Raw genomic sequence first — 25,741 nt, forward strand, 5'->3', positions numbered from 1 at the left:
GATGGAGGCGCATTATAGGGATCCGAGTTTTTTGCACAACCCCTTTTTTGATCTTTTCTTTCTGTTTGCACACTTTTCAGCCCTTCCGGGTGGATCTTGTGCGATCAGGGCCATTTTCCGCAGGATCCGGCGCTGCCGTTGGTTGTAATTCCATCGTCAGAGTCTAGTATTGCCGGTAAATATGATCCCGACGTGAGGCAGCACTATGTCCGATGCAGTACGTTCTTATCTTCAATACACCCCCAAACTCGGTCAGCGCGTCCTGATCGATCCTTCCAGCGTCGTGATCGGCGACGTCGATCTGGCGGATGACGTCAGCATCTGGCCGCTGGTCGCTATCCGCGGCGACGTCAATGCGGTAAAGATCGGCGCACGCAGCAATATTCAGGATGGCAGCGTGCTGCATGTGACTCACCGCTCCGAACATAACCCCGACGGTTATCCCCTGTTAATTGGCGAAGACGTTACCGTGGGCCATAAAGCGATGCTGCACGGCTGCGCCATTGGCAACCGGGTGCTGGTCGGGATGGGATCGATCCTGTTGGACGGTGTAGTCGTAGAAGACGACGTAATGATTGGCGCCGGCAGTTTGGTGGCGCCGGGCAAGCGCCTGGCGAGCGGCTATCTTTATATGGGTAGCCCGGCACGCCAGGTTCGGCCGCTGACCGCCGCCGAGTTGGAGGGATTGCTTTATTCTTCTAACAACTACGTACGCTGGAAAGACGAATACCTGTCGGAAGATATCTGATGGGCGCCCCGTTCCCTATAAAGAGAACGGGGTAAGATTTATGCCGCCAGCTCGCTGCGCAGCTGGCGTAAGACCGGTTCTATCTCTGGCATCACGCCGTGCCACAGCAGGAAAGCATGCGCCGCCTGCCCCACCAGCATACCCAACCCATCGGCGTATTCCGTTGTGCCCTGCTGCTGCGCCCAGGCCAGAAATGGCGTAATGCCTTGCTGATAGAACATGTCATAGCAACGGGTCTGCGCGTTCACCACGCCTGCAGGCAACGCCGGGATCTCCCCACTGATGCCGGACGCCGTCGCATTGATCACCAGATCGAACGCTTGCCGATCCAGTTGATCCATCGGCGCCGCCGAGATCTCCCCCAGATGCCGGAAAGCGTCGGCCAATTCCTGGGCCCGGCTGAAGGTACGATTGGTGATGGTGAGCCGGCAGCCGAAAGACAGCAGCGGCAGGATCACGCCGCGTGCCGCACCGCCGGCGCCCACCAGCAGAATGCGATCCTGCGGCCGAATCAATTGCTGGCGCTGCAGATCGATCAACAAACCGATGCCGTCGGTGTTGTCCCCCAGCAGTTCGCCATTCGGCAATACCTTCAGGGTGTTGACCGCGCCGGCCATCGCCGCGCGCTCACTCAGCTCGGAGGCGAGCTCATAAGCACGCTCCTTGAAGGGCACCGTGACGTTCGCCCCCAGCCCTCCGGCGCGGATAAACGCCTGCAAGCTGGTTTCAAAACCGTCCAACGGCGCCAACACCGCGCCATAAGGATGCTCAATGCCGGTCTGAGCAGCAAACAGCGCATGAATTCGCGGCGACTTGCTGTGGCCAATAGGGTTGCCAAATACCGCAAACTTCTCCATGCCCATTACCTCTAGCCCTGACGGATCTGTTCGCCGGTCAGTGCATCTCTGATTTCGGAAGGATTAAGACGGCCGCCCACCTCACCGGCCAATACCGGGAAAGCGTCGCCGAATTGCCGCGTGACTTCATCCGCACTGCGGCACGGCTCCAGCCCGCTGAGATTGGCGCTGGTCGACACGAGCGGCTTGCCGTACTGCCGACACAGCTGCTGCACCAACGGATGATCGCTGACGCGCACCGCCAATGAGCTGAAACGCCCGGTCAGCAAACGTGGCGTCTCCGGCCGAGCGGGCAACACCCAGGTTACCGGCCCTGGCCAGCTGGCAAACATCGTCGCGCGCTGCTGTTCGCTGAGCGCACTGTCATCGATATATGGCTTAAGCTGTGCATAGTCGGCGGCGATCAGAATCAGCCCCTTTTCCCACGGCCGCTGTTTCAACGCCAGCAGCGCATTGACCGCCTGTTCACTGTCGGGATCGCAACCCAGGCCGAATACCGCTTCGGTGGGATAGGCAATAACCTGCTGTTGATGCAAAGCATCGATGATAGATAAAAGGTTCGGGCTTAATTCTGAGTTCATGATGTGATTATTCTGTAGTCGCGACGGGTTTGCCGCACAGCTTGCTGGCACAGCACAGGACGGGGCCCTTTGCCGTGCGCTTTTCCATCAGCAACGGGTAATGGCAGTAGGCGCATTCACCGGCGACGGGTTTAACATTGAGGGCGAACTGGCATTCCGGGTAACGATCGCAGGAATGAAAAACCTTGCCGTAGCGCGACTTACGCTGCAACAGCTTGCCTTGCCCGCACTGCGGACAGGTAATGGCGGTTTCGTCAGGCTTGTCGATCACTTCAGTGTGATCGCACTGCGGATAATCGCTGCAACCGATAAACATGCCGTAGCGCCCCTGGCGCAGCACCAACGTCGCCTGACACTTCGGGCACTGTTGCCCATCCAACACCTTAACGATATGCCCATCGGCCTGTGCTTTCAGCGGCCGAATATATTGGCATTCAGGGTACTGGGAACAACCGAGGAAGGGGCCGTGGCGACCGCTACGGATCACCAGCTCGGCCCCGCATTCCGGACAGGGTTCATTTTGCCTGGCGGCAAAAATCGCGTTTTTTGTCATAACGTCTTCTATGCGCGTTATCGGCTCAATGCAGATAACCTTCGTTCACTTCAAACAACAGTTCTTCCATTTGCTGATAGGCGCTTTCATATCCGGGGATATTAAACAGCACCATCAACACGACCCATTTCAGATCTTCGAGATCGAATTCCGCATTATCCAAAGCCATAACGCGGTCGATAACCATTTCACGGGTTTCGAGGTTCAATACCTGAATCTGTTCCAGGAACAGGAGAAAACCACGGCAGCCGGCGTCCAAACGCGCATCTTCCTCTTCGGTGTAAATCCGCATCGCCAGCGGATCGGCATCCATAAAGTAAGGGGCATTTTGACCTTCTTGCAGGTCAGCCAACTTCTCAAGCCAATTCAACGCGTTGTAGATATCATCCCGATGAAACCCCGCCTGAGCGAGATCATCGGTCAGTTGATCCTGATCGACGCGCATCTCTGGTTCATTGTGGATATAAGTTTCAAACAAGTACATGAGTACGTCGAACATGGCTTGCCCTCCTTATTCGGACATAGCCGCCGGGTACAGCTGCGATCCACCCTGCTAACTCCAGCTCGAGTAACTTGATTACCACCACTGGCACAGGTTGGCCGGCACGTTCAGCGACGACGTCAACAGGTGTCACCTCATCTCCTACGTTAGCCAACACATCGGCAAATGGCAATTCAACTTCAGCCTGTGACGCACAAATAGTTGTATTTTCGTTCAGCGGCAGCCATTGAAGACCGCTTTCCAGCAATTCGGCGATATCTTTCGGCCCGGTGACCAGATGCGCGCCCTGTTGGATGAGCCAATGTGTGCCCTCGCTCATCGGGTTCCCTAATGGCCCTGGCAGAGCGAACACCTCACGCCCCTGTTCCAACGCATAGCGAGCAGTCACCAGGGTACCGCTGTGCAGCGAGGCTTCTATAACCAGAACGCCCAGACTCAGCCCGCTGATAATACGATTGCGGCGCGGAAAATGGTCGGCCAGAGGCAAGTCGGTGACTAAATGATCTGAAACCACGGCGCCGCCTTGTTCGACTATCTGTTCCGCAAGCCGACGGTGCCGGCGCGGATAGATATTGGCCAGCCCGCTACCCAACACCGCGACAGTACAGCCGCCGGCCGCCAACGCCGCGCGATGGCAAATCCCGTCGATGCCAATCGCCAGACCGCTGGTGATGGCGAAACCGCAGCGCGCCAACTCAGCGGCGAAATGGTTCGCCCATCGCTCGCCGTAATGGCTGAACTGCCGACTGCCGACCATGGCGAGCTGCGGTTGCAACAGCGCCTGCGGATCGCCCTCGATCAGCAAAAACAGCGGCGCATCGTCGATCTGGGCCAGGCGATCGGGATAACCGAGCGCCCCATAGTTCACTATGCGGTGCGCCGGCTTTTCCAACCAATGCAAGGTAGCCGTAAGATAGCCGGGATCCGCCCGGTTGAACTGTGCCCGCTGCCGTTCGTTCAATCCCAGTTCACGCAGCGCGCGATTGGGTTCGCCCCCCATTTGCGATAACTGCTGCACGATCCGACTGGCCGTCGGGGTCTGTAGCCCCGTAACCCCCCGCATCCGTAAAGCGATCTCTTCCAGCCGCATCGTCTGTTCCCTCAGCAAAAACGGTGGTATTACCAATCTGAGCAATTGGTGCGCAATGCTGTCAATCAGGTCGGGAAATGTCTAGAATAGAGGTTAAACCTCGTTCATTACTCGGATACAGATCTAAAGATATATGTCAGTCTTGCAGGTATTACATTTCCCAGACGAGCGTCTGCGCAAAGTCGCAGCGCCGGTAAAAGAAGTCAATGCAGATATCCAGCGCATCGTGGATGATATGTTTGAAACCATGTACGCAGAGGAAGGCATTGGCCTGGCTGCGACTCAGGTGGATATCCATCAGCGCATTATCGTGATCGACGTCTCCGAGAATCGCGATCAGCGCCTGGTGCTGATCAACCCGGAGCTGCTGGAAAAAAGCGGCGAAACCGGCATCGAGGAAGGCTGTCTTTCCATTCCAGAGCAGCGTGCGTTAGTGCCGCGCGCCGCGCAGGTGAAGATCCGCGCGCTAGATCGCGAAGGCAAACCTTTCGAGCTGGAAGCGGACGATCTGCTGGCGATCTGCATCCAGCACGAGATGGATCACCTGATGGGCAAGCTGTTCGTCGATTACCTGTCGCCGCTCAAGCGCCAGCGTATTCGTCAGAAACTGGAAAAAATGGCCAAGCTTCAAGCCCGCGCCTAACCGATCAGGAAATCAACGTGTCTGATTCTTTACGGATTATTTTCGCCGGAACACCAGACTTCGCAGCGCGTCATCTTGACGCGCTGTTGTCATCTGAGCACCAGATTGTCGGCGTATTTACCCAGCCCGACCGCCCGGCAGGCCGCGGCAACAAGCTGACGCCAAGCCCGGTCAAAGCGCTGGCCGAACAACACCAACTGCCGGTATTCCAGCCCAAGTCATTACGTCCCGAAGAGAACCAGCGCCTGGTGGCCGATCTCAACGCCGACGTGATGGTGGTGGTCGCTTACGGGCTGATCCTGCCACAAGCGGTGTTGGATATGCCGCGCCTGGGCTGCATCAACGTACACGGTTCGCTGCTGCCTCGCTGGCGCGGCGCGGCGCCGATCCAGCGTTCACTCTGGGCCGGCGACAGCGAAACCGGCGTGACCATCATGCAGATGGATGTCGGCCTCGATACCGGCGACATGATGCACAAGATCGCCTGCCCGATTGAGAGCAGCGACACCAGCGCCAGCCTCTACGACAAGCTGGCTCAGCTCGGCCCGCAGGGCATGTTGACGACGCTGCGCCAAATGGCCGACGGCAGCGCCACCCGCGAGGTACAGGACGAATCGCTGGTCACCTACGCCGAGAAGCTGAGCAAAGAAGAAGCTCGCCTGGACTGGACCCTGTCCGCCGCCCAGTTGGAGCGCTGCATCCGCGCCTTCAACCCTTGGCCCGTCAGCTACTTCATCATCGACGAGCAACCGGTGAAAGTGTGGCAGGCCAGCGTGCTGGCAGAAAGCGCCAACGCAGAACCGGGCACCGTTATCCATGCCGACAAGCACGGCATTCAGGTGGCGACCGTCGACGGCATCCTCAATCTGCTCCAGCTGCAGCCCGCCGGTAAGAAACCGATGTCGGCGCAGGACCTGTTAAATTCACGTCGTGAATGGTTTACCCCGGGCAACCGGCTGTAAGCCACCCCACTGCCCGGCCGTTCATCGCCGGGCCGTTATTTTCTTAATGCCGATCGTTATCAGCTTTAGCCTATGAAAAATAATTACAATCTCCGCAGCATCGCTGCCAAAGCCATCGGCCAGGTGCTGGATCAAGGGCAGTCGCTCAGCACTGTCCTGCCAGCGCTGCAAACCTCCATCAGCGACAAAGATCGCGGGTTGCTGCAGGAACTGTGCTTCGGCACGTTACGCGTGCTGCCGCAGCTCGAATGGTGCATTCAACAATTGATGGCCAAGCCACTGACCGGCAAGCAGCGCACGCTACACTATTTGTTGATGGTCGGCTTGTACCAGCTGCTGTATACCCGCATCCCGGCGCACGCCGTGCTGGCGGAAACCGTGGAAGGTGCAGTAGCGCTGAAACGCCCGCAGTTAAAAGGCCTGATTAACGGCGTTTTGCGCCAATTTCAACGCCAGCAGGAAGAGCTGCTGCAACGCGCCGCCAATAATGACAGCCGCTATCTGCATCCCAGCTGGTTACTGAAACGCATTCAACAGGCTTATCCCGCCAACTGGGAACAGATCGTCGACGCGAATAACCAGAAGCCGCCGATGTGGCTACGCGTCAACCGCCTGCACCACACCCGCGAAGCTTATCTGCAGTTGCTGACCGACGCAGGCATCGCCGCAGAGCCTCATGCAGACTATGCGGACGCGGTGCGTTTGCTGGCGCCTTGCGCCGTGACCGATCTGCCTGGGTTCACCGAAGGCTGGGTCACCGTACAAGATGCCTCGGCCCAGGGCTGTGTCGATCTGTTGGATCCGCAAGACGGCGAGCAGATCCTCGATTTGTGCGCCGCACCTGGCGGTAAAACCACGCATATCCTGGAAGCGGCGCCGAAAGCGCACGTGATGGCCGTCGATATCGACGAGCAACGTCTGGCGCGGGTGAAAGAAAACCTGCAACGCCTGCGTTTGCACGCGGAGGTTAAACTGGGTGATGGCCGCACTCCGCAACAATGGTGCGGTGACAAGCAGTTCGACCGTATCCTTCTGGACGCACCTTGCTCCGCCACCGGCGTGATCCGCCGTCACCCCGATATCAAATGGCTGCGCCGCGATCGCGACATCGCCGAGCTCGCCGCACTGCAGGCCGAAATCCTGGAAGCCGTCTGGCCGCATCTGAAATCAGGTGGCGTGATGGTTTACGCAACCTGCTCTATCCTGCCGGATGAAAACAGCAGCCAGATTGCCGCGTTCTTGCAGCGCCACGCCGATGCCAAGCTGGTTAAAACCGGCGATGCACAGCGGCCAGGGCGACAGAATATCCCGCATCCCGAGGATGGCGATGGCTTCTTTTACGCTAAGCTGATTAAAATGTAATTCTTCAGGGCGTGCGTGCGCGCCCTAAGTCTTTCAGTGTGAAGCAGAGAACACGATGAAAATAATTATTCTTGGTGCCGGTCAGGTTGGCGGGACGCTGGCGGAAAACCTGGTGGGTGAAAACAACGATATCACCGTCGTCGATACCGATTCCGGCCGCTTGCGCCAACTACAGGATAAATTCGATTTGCGGGTGGTTCAGGGACATGGTTCCCACCCTCGGGTGCTGCGCGAAGCCGGCGCAGAAGACGCCGACATGCTGGTCGCGGTCACCAACTCCGACGAAACCAACATGATCGCCTGCCAGATCGCCTATTCTCTGTTTAATACCCCTAACCGCATCGCCCGCATCCGCGCGCCGGAATATATCCGCGAGTCGGAGAAACTGTTCCTGCCGGAAGCAGTGCCGATCGATCATCTGATTTCGCCGGAGCAGCTAGTCATCGACTATATCTACAAGCTGATCGAATACCCTGGCGCCCTGCAGGTGGTCAACTTCGCTGAAGGCAAGGTCAGCATCGCCGCGGTTAAAGCCTATTACGGTGGCCCGCTGGTCGGCAATGCGCTCTCTTCGATGCGCGAACACATGCCGCATATCGATACCCGCGTCGCCGCCATATTCCGCCAGGATCGTCCGATCCGACCGCAGGGCTCGACCATTATCGAAGCCGGCGATGAAGTGTTCTTCGTCGCCGCCTCACAGCACATCCGCGCGGTAATGAGCGAACTGCAACGGCTGGAAAAACCCTATAAGCGCATCATGATCGTCGGCGGCGGCAACGTCGGCGCCGGCCTGGCCGCCAAGCTGGAAAAAGACTACAACGTCAAACTGATCGAGCGCAATCAGCAACGCGCCGCCGAACTGGCCGAACAGCTGCACGATACCATCGTGTTCTACGGCGATGCTTCGGATCAGGAGCTGCTGGCCGAAGAGCACGTCGAGCAGGTGGACGTCTTCATCGCCATCACTAACGACGATGAGGCCAACATCATGTCGGCCATGCTGGCCAAGCGCATGGGCGCCAAGAAGGTGATGGTATTGATCCAGCGCCGTGCCTATGTCGATCTGGTGCAAGGCAGCGTGATCGATATCGCCATTTCTCCCCAGCAGGCAACCATCTCCGCCCTGCTGGGACACGTGCGCAAAGCGGATATCGTCAGCGTTTCGTCGCTGCGCCGCGGCGTAGCTGAAGCGATCGAAGCGATTGCTCACGGCGACGAAAGCACCTCCAAAGTGGTCGGCCGCATCGTCGAAGACATCAAGCTGCCGCCGGGTACCACCATCGGCGCTATCGTGCGAGGCGACGACGTGATCATCGCCAACGGCAACAGCAAAATCGAACAGGGCGATCACGTCATCATGTTTATTACCGACAAGAAATTCGTGCCGGACGTTGAACGCTTGTTCCAACCGAGTCCGTTCTTCTTGTAGAACGAATTTATTAGGCGATGGTCTATAATTGCGTAGTTGTTCTCTGCCTTGGGAGGAGATAAAACTTCTCGCCATTTGTGGCAAAGGGAAATTGCTTTGTTAAACTTGAGTTATTAATTCTGCAAGGGGTGCGTTCTATGAGTATGTTGAAAGAGTTTCGCGAATTTGCCATGCGCGGCAACGTGGTCGATCTGGCCGTCGGTGTGATTATCGGTGCTGCATTCGGCAAGATTGTTTCGTCCTTCGTGGCCGATATCATCATGCCACCGTTGGGCTTACTGATTGGCGGCGTCGATTTTAAACAGTTCCATCTGGTGTTACGTGAAGCTCAGGGCGCCGTACCGGCGGTGGTAATGAACTATGGTTCATTCATCCAGACCGTATTTGACTTTGTGATTGTCGCCTTTGCTATCTTCCTGGCGATTAAACTGATGAACAAGATGCGCCGCAAGCAGGAAGAAGCGCCGGCAGCGCCGCCAGAACCAACCGCAGAAGAGAAACTGCTGACGGAAATCCGTGATTTGCTGAGCCAGCAACAGCAGCCAAAGCTGTAAAACGGCATTAGGTTACGCCAATAAAAAGCCACCTTCATCGGTGGCTTTTTTAATGCCTTAAAACCAGAAGGCCAGTGGTAAATTATCGTTTGATAGTTTGCCACTGGCCTCCCAGTTACCGCCTTTGTTGTGTTTTTCTTTACGCCGATAGCTGCCTTTGCCTTTCACATTCTTTTCCACTCGTTGGCGGAATAGCGGGTCATGCAGCAGCGCCTCAATGGCGTTATCTTGAATCTGGCCTTTAGTGTGACGATATTTCGTCATGGTAATGCTCCTGTAAAAGGTAGGGTAATAAAACGAGCCGATAATACTGCCGGCAATATAAAAATTAAAGTGCCGTCAGCAACCTTTTTTGCCTTTATCATCGCTGGCGCCCTGCTCCAGGGCTTCCAGAATAGAACAATAGTTGCTGGTATGGGCAGTGCCGCAGCAGGCGTCACTCAAGCGTTTCAACGATTCGCGCATGCGGGTCAGCTCCGCCAACTTGCTTTCCACTTCGCTCAGGCGAGCATCGACGATCGACTTCGATTCCTGGCAGGTATGGTGTTCAGGATCAACCCGGATCGACAGCAGTTCGGCGATCGTTTCCAGAGTAAAGCCCAACTGTTTGGCATAGCGAATAAAACGCAGCCGCTGCAGGTCCTGCTCCGTATACAGCCGATAACCGCCTTCGGTGCGGACATTGTGATCCATCATGCCCTGCTTTTCATAGTAACGCACGGTATCCGGCGTCACTTCGGCGAGCTTGGCCAACTGACCTATCTTGAACATGACTTCTCCTCTCGGGTGAATTTGCCGTCCAGTGCGTGCTGATATTCGCCATGCAAGAAATCCGTGCTCATCCCAGCCTGACGCAATCGATGTTCCAGCAGTGCCATGCGCTTGCTGAGATCGACATAGTCCGGATGTTCGCTATTAATCTCTTGCAGTAAGCGAGCAACGGTTAATGCCTCTTTGCGATCTTCCAGCGCCGGCGGTAGGTAACCGGCATTTTTCAGCAAACGGTAACCGGCGCGTAGCTCGGGCGGCACCGCGCTGTCATCTTCCAGCACAAGCGGCTGCCCCTGGCCGGGCAGATTGTCGAACTCGCCTTTATCCTGGGCATCAAGGATATGACGTTCCGCCCATTGATCGAGCAATCCCATGACAGACAGCCTCGGTTAGCCTAATGAATAAGCCTTAGCATAGCGGATAGGGGCGGGGATCTTAAGCACAGCAGGGGGAATTGCGCACATTTGGCTGGATTTGGACGTAAAAAAACCGGGCAAGCCCGGTTTTTTTACGCGTCTACAGATTACTCTGCAGTTGCCACTTCTGCTTGAGACTCAGCACGATCAACCAGCTCGATGTATGCCATCGGCGCGTTGTCGCCTGCGCGGAAGCCACACTTCAGAATGCGAGTGTAACCACCGGCACGGCTCGCGAAACGCGGGCCCAGCTCGTTAAACAGTTTTGCCACGATCTCGTTATCACGAGTACGGGCGAATGCCAGACGACGATTAGCTACGCTGTCGGTCTTGGCAAGAGTAATCAGCGGCTCAACAACGCGACGCAGCTCTTTTGCTTTTGGCAGGGTCGTCTTGATGATCTCATGACGAACCAAAGAGCCGGCCATGTTACGGAACATAGCCTGGCGATGGCTGCTGTTACGGTTCAGTTGACGACCACTCTTACGATGGCGCATGACCTTATCCTTCTCAGTAAAACCTTAACCTGTGATCCGGTTACTCGTCAGCAATGCTTGCCGGCGGCCAGTTTTCCAGGCGCATGCCCAGAGACAGACCACGTGAGGCCAGCACGTCTTTAATCTCGGTAAGAGATTTTTTACCCAGGTTTGGCGTTTTCAGCAACTCAACCTCGGTACGCTGTACCAGATCACCGATGTAGTGGATAGCTTCTGCCTTGAGGCAGTTAGCAGAGCGGACAGTCAATTCCAGATCGTCAACAGGGCGCAGCAAGATCGGATCGAACTCTGGTTTCTCTTCTTTAACTTCCGGCTGACGTACATCACGCAGGTCAACGAAAGCTTCAAGTTGTTCAGCCAGAATGGTGGCCGCACGGCGGATCGCCTCTTCAGGATCGATCGTGCCATTGGTCTCCATCTCGATGACCAGCTTATCCAAGTCAGTACGCTGTTCTACACGCGCAGCTTCAACATTGTAGGCGATACGCTCTACAGGGCTGTAGCAGGCGTCAACCAACAGACGACCGATTGGGCGCTCATCTTCTTCCGAATGAATTCGGGCAGAAGCCGGCACATAACCGCGACCGCGCTGAACTTTGATACGCATGCTGATAGCCGCGTTCTCATCAGTCAGGTGGCAAATCACGTGCTGAGGCTTGACGATTTCGACATCACCATCATGGGTGATGTCGGCAGCGGTCACAGGGCCAATGCCAGATTTATTCAGGGTAAGAATAACTTCGTCTTTGCCTTGAACTCTCACCGCCAGCCCTTTCAGGTTGAGCAGGATCTCCAGGATATCTTCCTGTACGCCTTCTTTGGTGCTGTACTCATGCAGTACACCATCAATCTCAACCTCGGTCACCGCGCAACCCGGCATAGATGAAAGCAGAATACGGCGCAGTGCGTTGCCAAGAGTATGGCCAAAGCCACGCTCTAAAGGCTCAAGGGTCACCTTGGCGTGCGTCGAACTGACTTGCTCGATATCTACCAGGCGCGGTTTTAGAAACTCTGTCACAGAACCCTGCATTGTGTCCTCTCTTTGGTACTAAGCTTTACTTGGAGTAAAGCTCGACGATCAGGTGTTCGTTAATGTCCGCAGACAGATCGGTACGGTCAGGCATACGCTTGAACACGCCTTCCATCTTAGCAGCATCAACTTCCAGCCAAGTCGGCTTTTCACGCTGCTCAGCCAGCTCCAGAGAAGCTTTAACACGAGACTGCTTTTTAGCTTTCTCGCGGATGCTGACTACGTCATTCGGAGATACCTGATAAGAAGCGATGTTAACAACGCGACCGTTTACCATAACTGCTTTGTGGCTAACCAGCTGACGTGACTCTGCACGAGTAGCGCCGAAGCCCATACGGTAAACAACGTTGTCCAGACGACCTTCCAGCAGCTGCAACAGGTTTTCACCGGTGTTGCCCTTCAGGCGGGTTGCTTCTTTGTAATAGTTGCGGAATTGACGCTCCAGAATGCCGTACATACGACGAACTTTCTGCTTCTCACGCAACTGAACACCGTAATCAGACAGACGCGGTTTACGCGCACCGTGCTGACCAGGTGCTTGTTCAATTTTACACTTGGAATCGATCGCGCGAACGCCAGACTTAAGGAACAGGTCTGTGCCCTCACGACGGCTCAGCTTGAGCTTAGGACCCAAATATCTTGCCATTTTCTTTCTCCAACAATCCTAAAAGCTGCGTTACACGCGGCGCTTTTTCGGCGGACGACAACCGTTATGAGGGATCGGAGTCACATCAGTAATGTTAGTGATGCGGAAACCAGCCGCGTTCAGAGCGCGGATAGTAGACTCACGACCAGGACCAGGTCCTTTAACCATAACTTCCAGGTTCTTGATACCGTATTCTTTCACTGCGTCAGCACAACGTTCTGCTGCAACCTGTGCTGCGAACGGAGTGGACTTACGAGAACCACGGAAACCGGAACCACCGGCTGTTGCCCAACCCAAAGCATTACCCTGACGATCAGTGATGGTAACGATGGTGTTGTTGAAAGAAGCATGGATATGAGCCACGCCGTCAGAGACTTGCTTTCTTACACGCTTACGTGTACGAACAGGTGCCTTTGCCATTATTCAATAACCCCGATTATTTCTTGATCGGCTTGCGCGGACCCTTACGGGTACGAGCGTTGGTCTTGGTGCGCTGACCGCGTACCGGCAGACCACGACGATGACGCAAACCACGATAGCAACCAAGGTCCATAAGACGCTTGATGCTCAGGGTAATTTCACGACGCAAATCACCCTCAACGGTGTATTTGGCAACTGCATCACGAAGCTTTTCGATTTGCTCTTCAGACAGCTCACTGATCTTAACATTTTCAGCAATACCCGTAGATGCACAGATAGCCTGTGAACGGGTTTTACCGATACCGAAGATCGACGTTAAGGCGATAACGGTATGTTTATGATCAGGAATGTTAATGCCTGCTATACGGGCCACTATGCACTCCTACTATTTTATACAGCAACACCATTCTGAAAAGCCCGTTTTCAGGATACTCAAATAATGTTGCAGTGCGACATACAAAAGATTGGCTGGCTAATCTAGCCAGCTCAACCCAACTTTGCAAGAAAAATATGCGAGATAATCAGCCTTGACGCTGTTTATGCTTCGGCTCGGCGCTGCAAATCACACGAACGACACCGTTACGCTTAACGATTTTGCAGTTACGACATAATTTCTTGACGGAAGCACGAACTTTCATTTTTACTCTCCGTAACTTCTCAAACGAATCTGACTAGCGGTTATAGCCTTTCAGATTTGCTTTCTTCAATGCAGACTCGTACTGACTTGACATCATCAGAGTTTGCACTTGAGCCATAAAGTCCATGATGACGACAACCACGATCAGTAGCGAGGTACCACCAAAGTAGAATGGTACTTTCATTGCATCACGCATGAACTCCGGGATCAGGCAGATGAAAGTAATGTACATCGCGCCCACCAGGGTTAAACGCGTCATTACTTTATCGATATACTTCGCCGTTTGCTCTCCCGGACGAATTCCTGGTACGAAGGCACCGGACTTCTTCAGGTTATCTGCTGTCTCACGCGGGTTGAAAACCAACGCCGTGTAGAAGAAACAGAAGAAGATGATTGCAGACGCATAGAGTAACACATAAAGCGGTTGCCCTGGCTGCAAATACAGCGAAATCGTAGTCAGCCAGTTCCAACCGGTACCGCCCCCAAACCATGATGCAATCGTGGCCGGGAACAGAATAATGCTGGAAGCGAAAATCGCCGGGATAACACCCGCCATGTTCACTTTCAACGGTAAGTGTGTACTCTGTGCTGCATAAACACGACGACCTTGTTGACGCTTCGCATAGTTAACGACGATACGACGTTGACCACGCTCGATGAAAACAACGAAGAAGGTTACTGCAAACACCAATACTGCAACCAACAGCAGCAGGAGGAAGTGCAGGTCGCCTTGCCGCGCTTGCTCAATAGTATGGGCCACTGCCGGCGGGAGCCCCGCTACAATACCCGCGAAGATAATGATCGAGATACCGTTGCCGATACCGCGCTCAGTAATCTGCTCACCCAGCCACATCAGGAACATTGTCCCGGTTACCAGGCTCACAACCGCAGTAAAGTAGAATGCAAAGCCTGGGTTTAACACCAGGCCCTGCATACCAGGCATATTCGGCAGACCGGTAGCAATACCGATCGACTGGAATATGGCCAATACCAGCGTACCGTAACGGGTGTACTGGCTAATCTTGCGACGGCCAGCCTCCCCTTCTTTCTTGATTTCCGCCAACGCTGGATGAACCACCGTCAGCAGCTGGATAATGATCGACGCCGAGATATATGGCATGATCCCCAGAGCAAAGATAGAAGCACGGCTGAGGGCACCACCAGAGAACATGTTAAACATTTCAATGATAGTGCCTCTCTGCTGCTCAAGCAATTTGGCAAGCACAGTGGCATCGATACCAGGAATCGGAATGAAAGAGCCGATGCGGAAGACAATCAGCGCGCCGATGACAAACAAAAGTCTGCGCTTCAGCTCGCCGAGCCCGCCTTTAGCACTTTGAAAATCTAATCCTGGTTGCTTAGCCATCTGCTACTTATTCCTCAATTTTACCGCCAGCAGCCTCGATAGCAGCACGAGCGCCTTTGGTGACACGCAGACCACGCAGGGTTACCGGACGAGCGACTTCGCCAGAAAGTACAACTTTCGCGAATTCGATCTGGACACCAACTACGTTAGCGGCTTTCAGCGCGTTCAGGTCGATAACATCGCCTTCAACCAGAGCCAGTTCAGACAGACGAACTTCTGCCGTGATCATCGCTTTGCGTGAAGTGAAGCCGAATTTCGGCAGACGACGGTACAGAGGCATCTGACCACCTTCGAAACCACGACGTACGCCACCGCCAGAACGAGACTTCTGACCTTTGTGACCACGGCCGCCGGTTTTACCCAGGCCAGAACCAATACCACGACCTACACGCTTAGGCGCATGCTTGGCACCTTCAGCCGGAGACAGAGTATTTAAACGCATCTGTTACTCCTCAACTTTAACCATGTAGGAAACCAGGTTGACCATACCGCGAACAGCAGGAGTATCCTCGCGCTCTACGGTGTGACCAATACGACGCAGACCCAGACCGAGCAGAGTAGCTTTATGCTTCGGCAGACGGCCAATTGAGCTGCGAGTTTGTGTAACTTTAATAGTCTTAGCCATGGTCAATTACCCCAGAATGTCGGCAACGGATTTACCACGCTTAGCAGCGACCATTTCAGGAGACTTCATATTCGCCAGAGCGTCGATAGTTGCACGAACCACGTTGATCGGGTTGGTGGAACCATAAGCTTTAGCCAATACGTTGTGCACCCCAGCAACTTCGAGAACGGCGCGCATTGCACCACCCGCGATGATACCGGTACCTTCATGAGCAGGCTGCATGAACACGCGAGAACCCGTGTGAGCGCCCTTAACAGGGTGCTGCAGGGTGCCGCTGTTCAGCGCGACGTTCATCATGTTGCGACGGGCTTTTTCCATCGCTTTCTGGATCGCTGCTGGAACTTCGCGTGCTTTGCCGTAGCCAAAACCAACGCGACCGTTACCATCACCAACTACAGTCAGTGCGGTAAAGCTGAAAATACGGCCACCTTTTACGGTTTTAGATACGCGGTTTACCGCGATCAGCTTTTCCTGCAGTTCGCCAGCTTGTTTTTCGATGTGAGCCATCTTAAACCTCTTCCTTAGAACTGAAGGCCAGCTTCACGGGCAGCATCTGCCAGTGCCTGGACTCGACCATGATATTGGAAACCGGAACGGTCAAAGGATACTTTCGCAATCCCTTTTTCCAACGCGCGCTCAGCCAGAGCTTTACCTACGGCTGCTGCTGCGTCTTTGTTACCGGAATACTTCAGTTGCTCCGCGATAGCTTTTTCTAAAGTAGAAGCGGCTACCAGTACTTCAGAACCGTTTGGAGCAATCACCTGTGCGTAAATGTGACGCGGGGTACGATGTACCACCAGGCGGGTTGCACCCAGCTCTTGGAGCTTGCGGCGTGCGCGGGTCGCACGACGGATACGAGCAGATTTCTTATCCATAGTGTTACCTTACTTCTTCTTAGCCTCTTTGGTACGCACGACTTCGTCGGCGTAACGAACACCCTTGCCTTTGTAAGGCTCAGGACGACGGTAAGCGCGCAGATCTGCTGCTACCTGGCCAATTACCTGCTTATCAGCGCCTTTCAGCACGATTTCAGTTTGGCTTGGGCATTCAGCAGTGATACCTGCCGGCAGCTGGTGATCGATAGGGTGAGAGAAGCCCAGGGCCAAATTCACCACGTTGCCTTTAACGGCAGCACGATAACCAACACCTACCAGTTGAAGCTTTTTGGTGAAGCCTTCGGTAACACCAACAACCATTGCGTTCAGCAGAGCGCGCGTGGTACCCGCTTGAGCCCATGCGTTAGCAAAACCTTCGCGCGGAGCGAAAGTCAGTGCGTTAGCTTCTTGCTTCACTTCAACGGCGTCGTGGATAGTACGAGTCAACTCGCCGTTTTTACCCTTAATCGAAATAACCTGACCGTTGAGTTTTACCTCTACGCCGGCAGGAATGACGACGGGTGCTTTTGCAACACGAGACATTCTTTCCTCCCGAATTAAGCTACGTAGCAGATAATCTCGCCACCCAGACCAGCCTGGCGAGCTGCACGATCGGTCATAACACCTTTAGAGGTAGAAACAACAGCGATACCCAAACCGGCCATAACTTTTGGCAGCTCATCTTTTTTCTTGTAGATGCGCAGACCTGGACGGCTGATACGTTGAATGCTTTCTACCACAGCTTTGCCCTGGAAGTACTTCAGTACCAGTTCCAGAACAGGCTTGGCGTCGCCTTCGATTTTGAAATCTTCAATAAAACCTTCTTCCTTCAGCACGTTGGCAATTGCCACTTTCAGCTTGGAGGAAGGCATGGTGACCGCAACTTTGTTCGCGGCTTGACCGTTACGGATACGGGTCAGCATATCCGCGATCGGATCTTGCATGCTCATCTGTCTTTACTCCCGTGATTCAATTGGTAATTACCAGCTAGCCTTTTTCAAGCCTGGTACTTCACCGCGCATAGCGGCTTCACGAAGCTTAATACGGCTCAACCCGAATTTGCCCACATAACCATGTGGACGGCCAGTTTGGCGGCAGCGTTTACGCTGACGAGACGGGCTGGAATCACGCGGCAGAGTTTGCAGCTTGAGAACGGCATCCCAACGATCTTCATCGGACGCGTTCACATCAGAGATAATAGCTTTCAGTTCAACGCGTTTTGCAAAGAACTTGTCAGCTAATTTCACGCGCTTGACTTCGCGTGCTTTCATTGATTGCTTAGCCATCAGTAACCCTGCCTTACTTGCGGAACGGGAAGTTAAAAGCAGCCAGCAGCGCGCGGCCTTCATCATCAGATTTCGCAGTAGTGGTAATGGTAATATCCAAACCACGAACGCGATCGACTTTGTCGTAGTCGATTTCTGGGAAGATGATTTGCTCACGCACGCCCATGCTGTAGTTGCCACGGCCATCGAATGACTTGGCGGACAGGCCACGGAAGTCACGGATACGTGGAACAGCAATGGAGATCAGACGCTCAAAGAACTCCCACATGCGTTCGCCACGCAGAGTTACTTTACAGCCGATCGGATAGCCCTGACGGATTTTGAAGCCTGCAACAGATTTGCGGGCTTTGGTGATCAACGGTTTTTGACCGGAGATGGCTGCCAGGTCCGCTGCGGCGTTATCCAGCAGTTTCTTGTCAGCAATCGCTTCACCAACACCCATGTTCAGGGTGATCTTCTCGACCCGAGGGACTTGCATGACAGAGTTGTAATCAAACTGAGACATCAGTTGTTTGACTACCTCGTCTTTGTAGTAATCATGCAGTTTCGCCATCGTATTACTCCAAATTACTTGATAGTTTCGCTGTTAGATTTGAAGAAACGGACTTTTTTGCCCTCTTCGAATCTAAAGCCTACACGGTCAGCCTTGCCGGTAGCCGCGTTGAAGATAGCAATGTTAGAAACCTGAATTGCAGCTTCTTTTTCAACAATGCCGCCTGGTTGGTTCAGAGCCGGAACCGGCTTCTGGTGTTTCTTAACCAGGTTGATGCCTTCAACAATGACCTTGCCAGCAGACAGGACATTTTTTACTTTACCGCGCTTACCTTTGTCTTTCCCGGTAATCACGATAACTTCGTCATCACGACGGATCTTCGCTGCCATGTTCGCTCCTTAGAGTACTTCTGGTGCCAGAGAGATAATTTTCATGAACTTCTCATTACGCAGTTCACGAGTTACCGGCCCAAAAATACGCGTACCGATAGGCTGCTCGCTGTTATTGTTCAAAATAACGCATGCATTGCCATCGAAGCGAATGACAGAACCGTCCGGGCGACGTACACCCTTCTTGGTGCGCACCACTACCGCCTTCAGAACATCGCCTTTCTTCACCTTACCGCGAGGAATTGCTTCCTTGATGGTAATTTTGATGATGTCGCCGACGCCTGCGTAGCGACGGTGCGAGCCACCTAGAACCTTGATACACATTACGCGACGTGCACCGGAGTTGTCGGCGACGTTCAGCATAGTCTGTTCTTGGATCATTTTAGTGCTCCGCTAATGTCAACTACTACTTTAAAGACCCAAGTAAAAATTAGGCCGTTGAAAAGCCCCATAACCGAGGGCGCAGCATTATAACACCGCTTACTTGGTATGGGTAGAAAAAATAAACGGCTCATTTTCTGAGCCGTTTATTAAGTGAGAGCCAGCTACTCTATTACAGAATCGCTTTCTCTACAACGCGAACCAACGTCCAGGACTTAGTCTTGGACAGTGGGCGGCATTCGCGGATTTCCACCACGTCGCCGGTACCACATTCGTTGTTCTCGTCATGTACGTGCAGCTTGGTCGTACGTTTGATGAATTTCCCGTAGATCGGGTGCTTCACAGTACGCTCGATAGCAACAACGATGGATTTCTCCATTTTGTCGCTAACAACACGACCCTGCAGGGTACGGATAACTTCAGTCATTTACACACCCGCCTTTTGAGTCAGTAAAGTCTTAACGCGTGCGACGTCACGACGCACTTGTTTCAACAGGTGAGTTTGTTGCAGCTGGCCACTGGCCGCCTGCATGCGCAAGTTGAATTGCTCACGCAGCAGGTTGAGCAGCTCGGCATTCAGCTCTTCAACGCTTTTTTCACGCAGCTCTTGTGCTTTCATTACATCACCGTCTTAGTTACAAAGGTGGTTTTGATCGGCAGTTTCGCTGCTGCCAGTTTGAATGCCTCGCGGGCAACCTCTTCTGGCACGCCGTCCATTTCGTACAGGACCTTACCAGGCTGGATCAGGGCAACCCAATACTCCACGTTACCCTTACCTTTACCCATACGCACTTCCAGCGGCTTCTCGGTGATCGGTTTGTCCGGGAATACACGGATCCAGATCTTGCCTTGACGCTTAACTGCACGAGTCATTGCACGACGAGCTGCTTCGATTTGACGAGCAGTCAGACGGCCACGGCCAACAGCTTTCAGACCGAAAGTGCCGAAGCTAACATCCGTACCTTGCGCCAGACCACGGTTGCGGCCCTTGTGCACCTTACGGAATTTTGTACGCTTTGGTTGTAACATCAGCGACTCTCCTTACTTGCGGCCTTTACGCTGCTGCTTTTTAGGTTGAGCAGCCGGTTCCGGTTGTTCAACTGCAGCCATACCACCCAGGATCTCACCTTTGAAGATCCATACCTTAACGCCGATTACACCATAAGTGGTGTGCGCTTCAGATGTGTTGTAGTCGATGTCCGCACGCAGAGTGTGCAATGGAACACGACCTTCGCGGTACCATTCGGTACGTGCGATTTCAGCGCCGCCAAGACGGCCGCTTACTTCAACTTTGATACCTTTAGCGCCAAGACGCATTGCGTTCTGTACAGCACGCTTCATAGCACGACGGAACATAACGCGACGTTCCAGCTGAGAAGTGATGCTGTCAGCAACCAATTTAGCGTCGAGTTCCGGTTTACGGACTTCGGCGATGTTGATCTGTGCAGGAACGCCAGCGATGTCCGCTACGACCTTGCGCAGTTTTTCGACGTCTTCACCTTTCTTGCCGATAACGATGCCTGGGCGAGCAGTGTGAATGGTCACACGGATGCTCTTCGCAGGACGCTCGATAACGATGCGAGAAACGGAAGCTTTCGACAGTTCCTTAGTCAGGAATTGACGAACTTTAAAGTCGCTGTCCAGGTTGTCAGCGAATTCTTTGGTATTCGCATACCAAGTAGAGTTCCAAGGTTTGACAATACCCAGGCGAATACCATTAGGATGTACTTTCTGACCCATTGCTAGTCTCCAGAGTCTCAGCGATCGGACACAACCACAGTAATGTGGCTGGTGCGCTTCAGGATGCGATCTGCACGACCTTTTGCACGCGGCATAATGCGCTTCATGCTTGGGCCTTCGTCTACGAAGATTTTCGTAACTTTCAGATCATCGATGTCAGCGCCATCGTTGTGTTCTGCGTTAGCAATGGCAGACTCCAGCACTTTCTTAACCAGACCAGCAGCTTTCTTGTTGGTGTAGGTCAGAGTTTCCAGAGCTTGCGACACTTTCTTACCGCGAATCAGGTCAGCAACAAGGCGAACCTTCTGAGCAGAAGAACGAGCGTGGCGATGTTTAGCGATAGTTTCCATCTCTTCCTCCTACCTTAGCGCTTTTTAGCTTTTTTATCAGCCGCATGGCCGCGATAAGTACGAGTCGGCGCGAATTCACCCAGTTTGTGACCGACCATTTCATCGGAAACGAACACTGGTACGTGCTGACGACCATTATGGACAGCGATGGTCAAACCGATCATGTTAGGAAAGATCGTTGAACGACGGGACCAAGTGCGCAAAGGCTTCTTGTCACCGCTTTCCACCGCTTTCTCTACCTTCTTCAGCAAGTGCAGGTCAATAAAAGGACCTTTCTTGAGAGAACGTGGCATGGCTTATCCTCTAATTATTTTTTGCTACGGCGACGTACGATGAACTTATCAGTACGCTTGTTGCTACGGGTCTTCTTACCTTTGGTCTGAACGCCCCACGGAGTTACCGGGTGCTTACCAAAGTTACGACCTTCACCACCACCGTGCGGGTGATCTACCGGGTTCATCGCCGTACCGCGAACGGTAGGACGAACACCACGCCAACGTGCAGCACCTGCTTTACCCAGAACGCGAAGCATGTGTTCAGCGTTACCGACTTCACCCAGGGTGGCGCGGCAATCAGCTGGAACTTTACGCATTTCGCCGGAGCGCAGACGCAGAGTTACGTAGGAACCATCACGAGCAACGATCTGAACGTAGGCACCAGCGGAGCGAGCCATCTGGCCGCCTTTACCTGGTTTCATTTCTACGTTGTGAACCGTTGAACCAACTGGAATGTTGCGCATCGGCAGGGTGTTACCCGCTTTGATTGCAGCATCAACGCCAGATTGAATCTGGTCACCAGCTTTCAGGCCTTTCGGCGCCAGGATGTAACGGCGTTCGCCGTCTTTGTACAGAACCAGCGCGATGTTCGCGGAACGGTTCGGATCGTACTCCAGACGCTCAACCACAGCAGGGATACCGTCTTTGTTGCGCTTGAAGTCAACCAGACGATAGTGTTGCTTGTGGCCACCACCGATATGACGGGTGGTGATACGGCCATTGTTGTTACGACCACCGCTTTTGCTCAGTTTTTCCAGCAGCGGGGCATAAGGTTTACCCTTGTGCAGCTCAGGGTTAACCACTTTAACAACGTGGCGACGACCCGGAGATGTAGGTTTACATTTAACAATTGCCATTGTTCTTACTCCTCCGACTTACTCTGCGCCGCCGATGAAGTCCAGATTCTGGCCTTCTTTCAGGGTGACGTAAGCTTTTTTCCAGTCGCTACGACGACCAACACGCTGACCGTGACGTTTCACTTTCCCTTTAACTACCAGGGTGTTCACGTCTTCGACTTCGACTTCAAACAGTTTCTGCACTGCAGCTTTGATTTCTGCTTTGGTCGCGTCTTTGGCAACTTTGAGAACGATGGTGTTGCTTTTTTCCATCGCAGCGGATGCTTTTTCAGATACGTGCGGTGCACGCAGCACTTTCAGCAAACGTTCTTCACGGATCATGCCAGCATCTCCTCAACTTGCTTCACAGCATCAGCAGTCATAACCACTTTGTCGAAGGCGATCAGGCTAACCGGATCGATACCTGCTACATCGCGCACGTCAACCTTGTACAGGTTGCGAGCTGCCAGGAACAGATTCTCATCCAGTTCACCGGTCACGATCAGCACGTCTTCCAGAGCCATATCTTTCAGTTTCTGTGCCAGCAGCTTAGTTTTAGGCGCTTCTACAGAGAACTTCTCGACAACGATCAGACGATCTTGACGTACCAGCTCGGACAGGATGCTTTTCAGCGCGCCGCGGTACATCTTTTTGTTTACTTTCTGACTGTGGTCCTGTGGCTTAGCAGCAAAGGTCACGCCGCCTGAACGCCAGATCGGGCTCTTTACAGAACCTGAACGCGCACGGCCGGTGCCTTTCTGACGCCATGGCTTTTTGCCGGAACCAGTTACTTCAGCACGGGTCTTCTGAGCACGGGTACCTTGACGGGCACCTGCTGCATAAGCAACAACAACCTGGTGTACCAGCGCTTCGTTGAAATCACGACCGAAGGTAGTTTCGGAAACAGTCAGCGCGCTTTGCGCGTCTTTCAATACTAATTCCATTGCTATCCCCTTACGCCTTCACAGCTGGTTTAACGATCAGGTTGCCACCGGTTGCGCCCGGTACAGCACCCTTAACCAGCAGCAGGTTGCGCTCAGCGTCAACACGTACTACGTCCAGGCTCTGAACGGTTACGCGCTCATCACCCAGGTGGCCAGCCATTTTCTTGCCTTTGAACACTTTGCCCGGAGTCTGGTTCTGACCGATAGAACCCGGAACGCGGTGAGACAAGGAGTTACCGTGGGTAGCGTCTTGGGTACGGAAGTTCCAGCGCTTAACAGTGCCAGCAAAACCTTTACCTTTAGAAGTACCGGTAACATCGACTTTTTTAACGTCAGCGAAGATTTCTACGCTAATTTCCTGACCTGCAGCGAACTCTTGACCTTCTTCAAGGCGGAATTCCCACAGACCACGGCCAGCTTCAACGCCAGCTTTAGCGAAATGGCCCGCTTCCGGCTTGGTTACACGGTTAGCTTTTTTGCTACCGGTGGTAACCTGAACGGCACGGTAACCGTCGGTGTCCAGGCTTTTAACCTGAGTCACGCGGTTCGCTTCAATTTCAATTACGGTTACTGGGATAGAAACGCCATCTTCAGTGAAGATACGGGTCATACCCACTTTTTTACCGACTAAACCAATCATTGTTTCAACCTCTCAATCGCTCAATGACCTGATTAACCCAGGCTGATCTGCACGTCTACACCGGCAGCCAGATCCAGACGCATCAGAGCATCAACGGTTTTCTCGGTTGGCTCAACGATGTCAACCAGACGCTTGTGAGTGCGAATCTCGTACTGATCGCGCGCGTCTTTGTTGACGTGCGGAGAAATCAGAACGGTAAAGCGCTCTTTGCGAGTTGGCAGCGGGATCGGACCACGGACTTGCGCACCAGTGCGCTTTGCAGTCTCGACGATTTCCGCGGTTGATTGATCGATCAGACGATGATCAAACGCTTTCAGGCGGATACGGATTCTTTGGTTCTGCATGAGACCAGAGCTCCAATTATTTATAAACGTAAATAATTACTCCTCACACCCATTTCGATTGATGGGGGAGTGTAATCGTCAACATATAACCCCCATATCGGGAGTATTGTTCGAAAGGCAAAAAAGGCCTGCCAATCGACTGATTCGCTAAAATCAGGCTTACCAAGATTAGGTAAGCCCGCGCATTATACGCAAAATGGCCCAGGAAGCAAGCCGCAGTTGGAAATATGCTCAGGAAATCGTCATTTTTGCGCCTTCAGCGACGGTCGCGGGATGAAGGTGGCGATCAAGGTATGAATTATGCTTGGCGGGTAGCTCCCCTGCCCCACCGTAAAAACGGTTGCCGGCAGGAGAGGCGATGACGAACGGAAGGCAGGCTTACTCTTTGCGTTCTAAAATCTGGGCCTGGGCATAGTTTTGAATGCCGAGGCGAGCGATCAGATCCAGCTCGGTTTCCAGCCAGTCGATATGCTCTTCTTCATCGGCCAGAATGTCGATCATCAAATCGCGGCTGACATAATCGTGAATCGAGTCGGCGTAGGCGATACCTTCGCGCAGATTCTTGGCGCCCGCCAATTCCAGCGCCAGATCGGAACGCAGCATCTCTTCAATGTCTTCGCCGATGTTCAACTTACCGAGGTCTTGCAGGTTAGGGAGCCCTTCCAGGAACAGAATGCGCTCGATGTAGCGATCGGCATGTTTCATTTCGTCGATCGACTCGTGGTATTCCTTATCGTTGAGGCGCATTAAACCCCAATTCTTGAACATGCGGGCGTGCAGGAAATATTGATTGATGGCAACCAGCTCGTTGCCGAGCAGCTTGTTGAGGTGAGCAATGATCTTTTTATCGCCTTTCATAGGTAACTCCTCCTGGCCAGTTCTAAAAGTGTAGAACCTGTAAGCCAAGAGTCAAAAATAACCTTACCCTTTGTTAGGCAACTTCATGCATTGGGATGATAGCTCCGCGTTCCTCCACCATAATTTGTCTTGCCTGACGAATGCACTTTCCACAATCGGTACCAATCGGCACAAGTTCACGCAGCTGCTTCATGGTGTGGGGATTGTGCTGACGCACCGCATTACGGATCGCTTTGTCAGTCACCGCATTACACAGACATACATACATAGAGAGACTCACTTCTTAACCAATGCATTGAGTCTAAATAGGAATGGTTTTTATTTCAATTAAGATTTGTACAAATTGCATAAAAAAAGGGCACCGAAGTGCCCTTTTTTGTGTCGAAAAAATTATTCGCGATTAAGCGATAACTTTAGCAACAACACCAGCGCCTACAGTACGGCCGCCTTCACGGATTGCGAAACGCAGACCGTCGTCCATCGCGATTGGGTGAATCAGGGTTACAATCATGTTCACGTTGTCGCCTGGCATTACCATCTCTACGCCTTCTGGCAGTTCGATGGTACCGGTCACGTCAGTAGTACGGAAGTAGAACTGTGGACGGTAGCCTTTGAAGAATGGAGTGTGACGACCACCT

The 25,741-nt window shown here is 53.4% G+C and carries 44 protein-coding genes and 1 pseudogene; 6 read left to right on the forward strand and 39 right to left on the reverse strand.

Features of this window, described 5'->3' with window-relative positions; translation table 11 throughout:
• The first annotated feature begins 205 nt into the window (after positions 1-205).
• The gene (locus GKN89_RS23705; RefSeq protein ID WP_004929699.1) at positions 206-748 is read left to right on the forward strand and encodes a gamma carbonic anhydrase family protein; all 543 of its coding nucleotides are present in this window, start codon (positions 206-208) and stop codon (positions 746-748) included.
• A gap of 38 nt (positions 749-786) precedes the next feature.
• Here GKN89_RS23705 and aroE read toward each other — a convergent pair whose 3' ends face one another.
• The 5 genes from aroE to dprA are packed head-to-tail and all read right to left on the reverse strand — an operon-like array spanning position 787 to position 4,331.
• Positions 787-1,605: a shikimate dehydrogenase gene (aroE, locus tag GKN89_RS23710; protein ID WP_154747890.1), complete on the reverse strand. Its 819-nt coding sequence runs from the start codon at positions 1,603-1,605 to the stop codon at positions 787-789.
• A gap of 11 nt (positions 1,606-1,616) precedes the next feature.
• On the reverse strand, positions 1,617-2,186 hold the full coding sequence (gene tsaC / locus GKN89_RS23715) for an L-threonylcarbamoyladenylate synthase type 1 TsaC (RefSeq protein ID WP_019456196.1): 570 nt from the start codon (positions 2,184-2,186) through the stop codon (positions 1,617-1,619).
• Positions 2,187-2,193: 7 nt separating this feature from the next.
• Positions 2,194-2,739, reverse strand: a complete 546-nt coding sequence (locus GKN89_RS23720; protein ID WP_019456195.1) for a type I DNA topoisomerase — start codon at positions 2,737-2,739, stop codon at positions 2,194-2,196.
• Positions 2,740-2,764: 25 nt separating this feature from the next.
• Positions 2,765-3,238: a DUF494 family protein Smg gene (gene smg / locus GKN89_RS23725; RefSeq protein ID WP_154747891.1), complete on the reverse strand. Its 474-nt coding sequence runs from the start codon at positions 3,236-3,238 to the stop codon at positions 2,765-2,767.
• Positions 3,210-4,331, reverse strand: coding sequence for a DNA-protecting protein DprA (gene dprA, locus GKN89_RS23730; RefSeq protein ID WP_063918414.1), 1,122 nt, complete (start codon positions 4,329-4,331; stop codon positions 3,210-3,212). The genes smg and dprA overlap by 29 nt, the downstream gene beginning before the upstream one ends.
• 133 nt (positions 4,332-4,464) lie before the next feature.
• On the opposite strand from dprA, the gene def reads away from it, so the two are divergent.
• The 5 genes from def to mscL all read left to right on the forward strand — a co-directional run bounded on the left by def (position 4,465) and on the right by mscL (position 9,284).
• The gene (gene def, locus GKN89_RS23735) at positions 4,465-4,974 is read left to right on the forward strand and encodes a peptide deformylase (RefSeq protein WP_015379260.1); all 510 of its coding nucleotides are present in this window, start codon (positions 4,465-4,467) and stop codon (positions 4,972-4,974) included.
• A gap of 17 nt (positions 4,975-4,991) precedes the next feature.
• Positions 4,992-5,936, forward strand: a complete 945-nt coding sequence (fmt, locus tag GKN89_RS23740; protein ID WP_370520298.1) for a methionyl-tRNA formyltransferase — start codon at positions 4,992-4,994, stop codon at positions 5,934-5,936.
• Positions 5,937-6,008: 72 nt separating this feature from the next.
• Positions 6,009-7,298 carry a 16S rRNA (cytosine(967)-C(5))-methyltransferase RsmB gene (rsmB, locus tag GKN89_RS23745; protein ID WP_154747892.1) on the forward strand — a complete coding sequence of 430 codons (1,290 nt, stop codon included), beginning with the start codon at positions 6,009-6,011 and terminating at the stop codon, positions 7,296-7,298.
• A 55-nt stretch (positions 7,299-7,353) separates the two neighbouring features.
• Complete coding sequence (gene trkA, locus GKN89_RS23750) at positions 7,354-8,730, forward strand: Trk system potassium transporter TrkA (RefSeq protein ID WP_004929716.1); 1,377 nt, start codon at positions 7,354-7,356, stop codon at positions 8,728-8,730.
• Positions 8,731-8,867: 137 nt separating this feature from the next.
• Positions 8,868-9,284: a large-conductance mechanosensitive channel protein MscL gene (gene mscL, locus GKN89_RS23755; protein WP_015379263.1), complete on the forward strand. Its 417-nt coding sequence runs from the start codon at positions 8,868-8,870 to the stop codon at positions 9,282-9,284.
• Positions 9,285-9,341: 57 nt separating this feature from the next.
• Here the strand turns inward: mscL and GKN89_RS23760 are convergent, their stop codons facing one another.
• The 34 genes and pseudogenes from GKN89_RS23760 to tuf all read right to left on the reverse strand — a co-directional run.
• Positions 9,342-9,548: an alternative ribosome-rescue factor A gene (locus GKN89_RS23760; RefSeq protein ID WP_004929720.1), complete on the reverse strand. Its 207-nt coding sequence runs from the start codon at positions 9,546-9,548 to the stop codon at positions 9,342-9,344.
• 75 nt (positions 9,549-9,623) lie between these two features.
• Positions 9,624-10,055, reverse strand: a complete 432-nt coding sequence (gene zntR / locus GKN89_RS23765; protein ID WP_016930321.1) for a Zn(2+)-responsive transcriptional regulator — start codon at positions 10,053-10,055, stop codon at positions 9,624-9,626.
• Positions 10,043-10,429, reverse strand: coding sequence for a DUF1992 domain-containing protein (locus GKN89_RS23770; protein WP_019456187.1), 387 nt, complete (start codon positions 10,427-10,429; stop codon positions 10,043-10,045). Before GKN89_RS23770 ends, zntR begins: the two co-directional genes overlap by 13 nt.
• A gap of 149 nt (positions 10,430-10,578) precedes the next feature.
• Positions 10,579-10,968 carry a 50S ribosomal protein L17 gene (gene rplQ, locus GKN89_RS23775; protein WP_004929726.1) on the reverse strand — a complete coding sequence of 130 codons (390 nt, stop codon included), beginning with the start codon at positions 10,966-10,968 and terminating at the stop codon, positions 10,579-10,581.
• A gap of 40 nt (positions 10,969-11,008) precedes the next feature.
• Entirely contained in the window at positions 11,009-11,998 is a 990-nt protein-coding gene (rpoA, locus tag GKN89_RS23780; RefSeq protein ID WP_002919219.1) for a DNA-directed RNA polymerase subunit alpha, read from the reverse strand.
• Positions 11,999-12,023: 25 nt separating this feature from the next.
• The gene (rpsD, locus tag GKN89_RS23785) at positions 12,024-12,644 is read right to left on the reverse strand and encodes a 30S ribosomal protein S4 (RefSeq protein WP_154747893.1); all 621 of its coding nucleotides are present in this window, start codon (positions 12,642-12,644) and stop codon (positions 12,024-12,026) included.
• A 30-nt stretch (positions 12,645-12,674) separates the two neighbouring features.
• Positions 12,675-13,064: a 30S ribosomal protein S11 gene (gene rpsK, locus GKN89_RS23790; RefSeq protein ID WP_004929731.1), complete on the reverse strand. Its 390-nt coding sequence runs from the start codon at positions 13,062-13,064 to the stop codon at positions 12,675-12,677.
• Between the two features lie 16 nt (positions 13,065-13,080).
• Complete coding sequence (gene rpsM / locus GKN89_RS23795) at positions 13,081-13,437, reverse strand: 30S ribosomal protein S13 (RefSeq protein ID WP_004929734.1); 357 nt, start codon at positions 13,435-13,437, stop codon at positions 13,081-13,083.
• Between the two features lie 148 nt (positions 13,438-13,585).
• On the reverse strand, positions 13,586-13,702 hold the full coding sequence (rpmJ, locus tag GKN89_RS23800) for a 50S ribosomal protein L36 (RefSeq protein ID WP_002227352.1): 117 nt from the start codon (positions 13,700-13,702) through the stop codon (positions 13,586-13,588).
• Between the two features lie 33 nt (positions 13,703-13,735).
• Positions 13,736-15,067, reverse strand: coding sequence for a preprotein translocase subunit SecY (gene secY / locus GKN89_RS23805; RefSeq protein WP_004929740.1), 1,332 nt, complete (start codon positions 15,065-15,067; stop codon positions 13,736-13,738).
• A 7-nt stretch (positions 15,068-15,074) separates the two neighbouring features.
• Positions 15,075-15,509 (reverse strand): 50S ribosomal protein L15, encoded by a 435-nt coding sequence (rplO, locus tag GKN89_RS23810; RefSeq protein WP_004929742.1) that lies wholly within the window; start codon positions 15,507-15,509, stop codon positions 15,075-15,077.
• Between the two features lie 3 nt (positions 15,510-15,512).
• On the reverse strand, positions 15,513-15,692 hold the full coding sequence (rpmD, locus tag GKN89_RS23815; protein WP_048232028.1) for a 50S ribosomal protein L30: 180 nt from the start codon (positions 15,690-15,692) through the stop codon (positions 15,513-15,515).
• A 6-nt stretch (positions 15,693-15,698) separates the two neighbouring features.
• Positions 15,699-16,199 (reverse strand): 30S ribosomal protein S5, encoded by a 501-nt coding sequence (gene rpsE / locus GKN89_RS23820; protein WP_004929747.1) that lies wholly within the window; start codon positions 16,197-16,199, stop codon positions 15,699-15,701.
• 14 nt (positions 16,200-16,213) lie between these two features.
• On the reverse strand, positions 16,214-16,567 hold the full coding sequence (gene rplR / locus GKN89_RS23825) for a 50S ribosomal protein L18 (RefSeq protein ID WP_004929748.1): 354 nt from the start codon (positions 16,565-16,567) through the stop codon (positions 16,214-16,216).
• Between the two features lie 9 nt (positions 16,568-16,576).
• Positions 16,577-17,110, reverse strand: coding sequence for a 50S ribosomal protein L6 (gene rplF / locus GKN89_RS23830; RefSeq protein ID WP_004929751.1), 534 nt, complete (start codon positions 17,108-17,110; stop codon positions 16,577-16,579).
• A 14-nt stretch (positions 17,111-17,124) separates the two neighbouring features.
• Complete coding sequence (gene rpsH, locus GKN89_RS23835; protein WP_004929753.1) at positions 17,125-17,517, reverse strand: 30S ribosomal protein S8; 393 nt, start codon at positions 17,515-17,517, stop codon at positions 17,125-17,127.
• A gap of 30 nt (positions 17,518-17,547) precedes the next feature.
• Positions 17,548-17,853, reverse strand: coding sequence for a 30S ribosomal protein S14 (gene rpsN, locus GKN89_RS23840; protein WP_019456186.1), 306 nt, complete (start codon positions 17,851-17,853; stop codon positions 17,548-17,550).
• 13 nt (positions 17,854-17,866) lie between these two features.
• A complete protein-coding gene (gene rplE / locus GKN89_RS23845; RefSeq protein ID WP_004929756.1) occupies positions 17,867-18,406 on the reverse strand; it encodes a 50S ribosomal protein L5 in 540 nt (179 codons plus the stop codon).
• A 14-nt stretch (positions 18,407-18,420) separates the two neighbouring features.
• Positions 18,421-18,735: a 50S ribosomal protein L24 gene (rplX, locus tag GKN89_RS23850; RefSeq protein WP_019456185.1), complete on the reverse strand. Its 315-nt coding sequence runs from the start codon at positions 18,733-18,735 to the stop codon at positions 18,421-18,423.
• A gap of 9 nt (positions 18,736-18,744) precedes the next feature.
• Positions 18,745-19,116 carry a 50S ribosomal protein L14 gene (rplN, locus tag GKN89_RS23855; RefSeq protein WP_000613954.1) on the reverse strand — a complete coding sequence of 124 codons (372 nt, stop codon included), beginning with the start codon at positions 19,114-19,116 and terminating at the stop codon, positions 18,745-18,747.
• A 172-nt stretch (positions 19,117-19,288) separates the two neighbouring features.
• Entirely contained in the window at positions 19,289-19,543 is a 255-nt protein-coding gene (gene rpsQ / locus GKN89_RS23860) for a 30S ribosomal protein S17 (protein ID WP_004929760.1), read from the reverse strand.
• A complete protein-coding gene (rpmC, locus tag GKN89_RS23865) occupies positions 19,544-19,735 on the reverse strand; it encodes a 50S ribosomal protein L29 (RefSeq protein ID WP_004929762.1) in 192 nt (63 codons plus the stop codon). It abuts the gene before it with no gap.
• Positions 19,735-20,145, reverse strand: coding sequence for a 50S ribosomal protein L16 (rplP, locus tag GKN89_RS23870; RefSeq protein WP_004929764.1), 411 nt, complete (start codon positions 20,143-20,145; stop codon positions 19,735-19,737). Before rplP ends, rpmC begins: the two co-directional genes overlap by 1 nt.
• Before the next feature lie 12 nt (positions 20,146-20,157).
• A complete protein-coding gene (gene rpsC, locus GKN89_RS23875; protein WP_004929766.1) occupies positions 20,158-20,856 on the reverse strand; it encodes a 30S ribosomal protein S3 in 699 nt (232 codons plus the stop codon).
• 17 nt (positions 20,857-20,873) lie between these two features.
• On the reverse strand, positions 20,874-21,206 hold the full coding sequence (gene rplV, locus GKN89_RS23880) for a 50S ribosomal protein L22 (RefSeq protein WP_002223844.1): 333 nt from the start codon (positions 21,204-21,206) through the stop codon (positions 20,874-20,876).
• A gap of 14 nt (positions 21,207-21,220) precedes the next feature.
• Positions 21,221-21,499 (reverse strand): 30S ribosomal protein S19, encoded by a 279-nt coding sequence (rpsS, locus tag GKN89_RS23885; RefSeq protein ID WP_004929772.1) that lies wholly within the window; start codon positions 21,497-21,499, stop codon positions 21,221-21,223.
• A 14-nt stretch (positions 21,500-21,513) separates the two neighbouring features.
• Positions 21,514-22,338: a 50S ribosomal protein L2 gene (gene rplB, locus GKN89_RS23890; protein ID WP_004929775.1), complete on the reverse strand. Its 825-nt coding sequence runs from the start codon at positions 22,336-22,338 to the stop codon at positions 21,514-21,516.
• A gap of 18 nt (positions 22,339-22,356) precedes the next feature.
• On the reverse strand, positions 22,357-22,659 hold the full coding sequence (gene rplW / locus GKN89_RS23895) for a 50S ribosomal protein L23 (RefSeq protein WP_004951179.1): 303 nt from the start codon (positions 22,657-22,659) through the stop codon (positions 22,357-22,359).
• The gene (gene rplD / locus GKN89_RS23900) at positions 22,656-23,261 is read right to left on the reverse strand and encodes a 50S ribosomal protein L4 (protein ID WP_004929779.1); all 606 of its coding nucleotides are present in this window, start codon (positions 23,259-23,261) and stop codon (positions 22,656-22,658) included. Before rplD ends, rplW begins: the two co-directional genes overlap by 4 nt.
• 10 nt (positions 23,262-23,271) lie before the next feature.
• Positions 23,272-23,901, reverse strand: coding sequence for a 50S ribosomal protein L3 (gene rplC, locus GKN89_RS23905; RefSeq protein WP_015379265.1), 630 nt, complete (start codon positions 23,899-23,901; stop codon positions 23,272-23,274).
• A 32-nt stretch (positions 23,902-23,933) separates the two neighbouring features.
• Entirely contained in the window at positions 23,934-24,245 is a 312-nt protein-coding gene (gene rpsJ, locus GKN89_RS23910; RefSeq protein WP_001181005.1) for a 30S ribosomal protein S10, read from the reverse strand.
• A 378-nt stretch (positions 24,246-24,623) separates the two neighbouring features.
• On the reverse strand, positions 24,624-25,103 hold the full coding sequence (bfr, locus tag GKN89_RS23915) for a bacterioferritin (RefSeq protein ID WP_019456183.1): 480 nt from the start codon (positions 25,101-25,103) through the stop codon (positions 24,624-24,626).
• 73 nt (positions 25,104-25,176) lie between these two features.
• A complete protein-coding gene (gene bfd / locus GKN89_RS23920; protein ID WP_071532885.1) occupies positions 25,177-25,371 on the reverse strand; it encodes a bacterioferritin-associated ferredoxin in 195 nt (64 codons plus the stop codon).
• A gap of 132 nt (positions 25,372-25,503) precedes the next feature.
• Positions 25,504-25,741, reverse strand: a pseudogene (gene tuf, locus GKN89_RS23925) (elongation factor Tu); the annotation flags it as partial.

Source organism: Serratia sp. YC16, assembly GCF_009707615.1.
Lineage (GTDB): Bacteria > Pseudomonadota > Gammaproteobacteria > Enterobacterales > Enterobacteriaceae > Serratia > Serratia surfactantfaciens.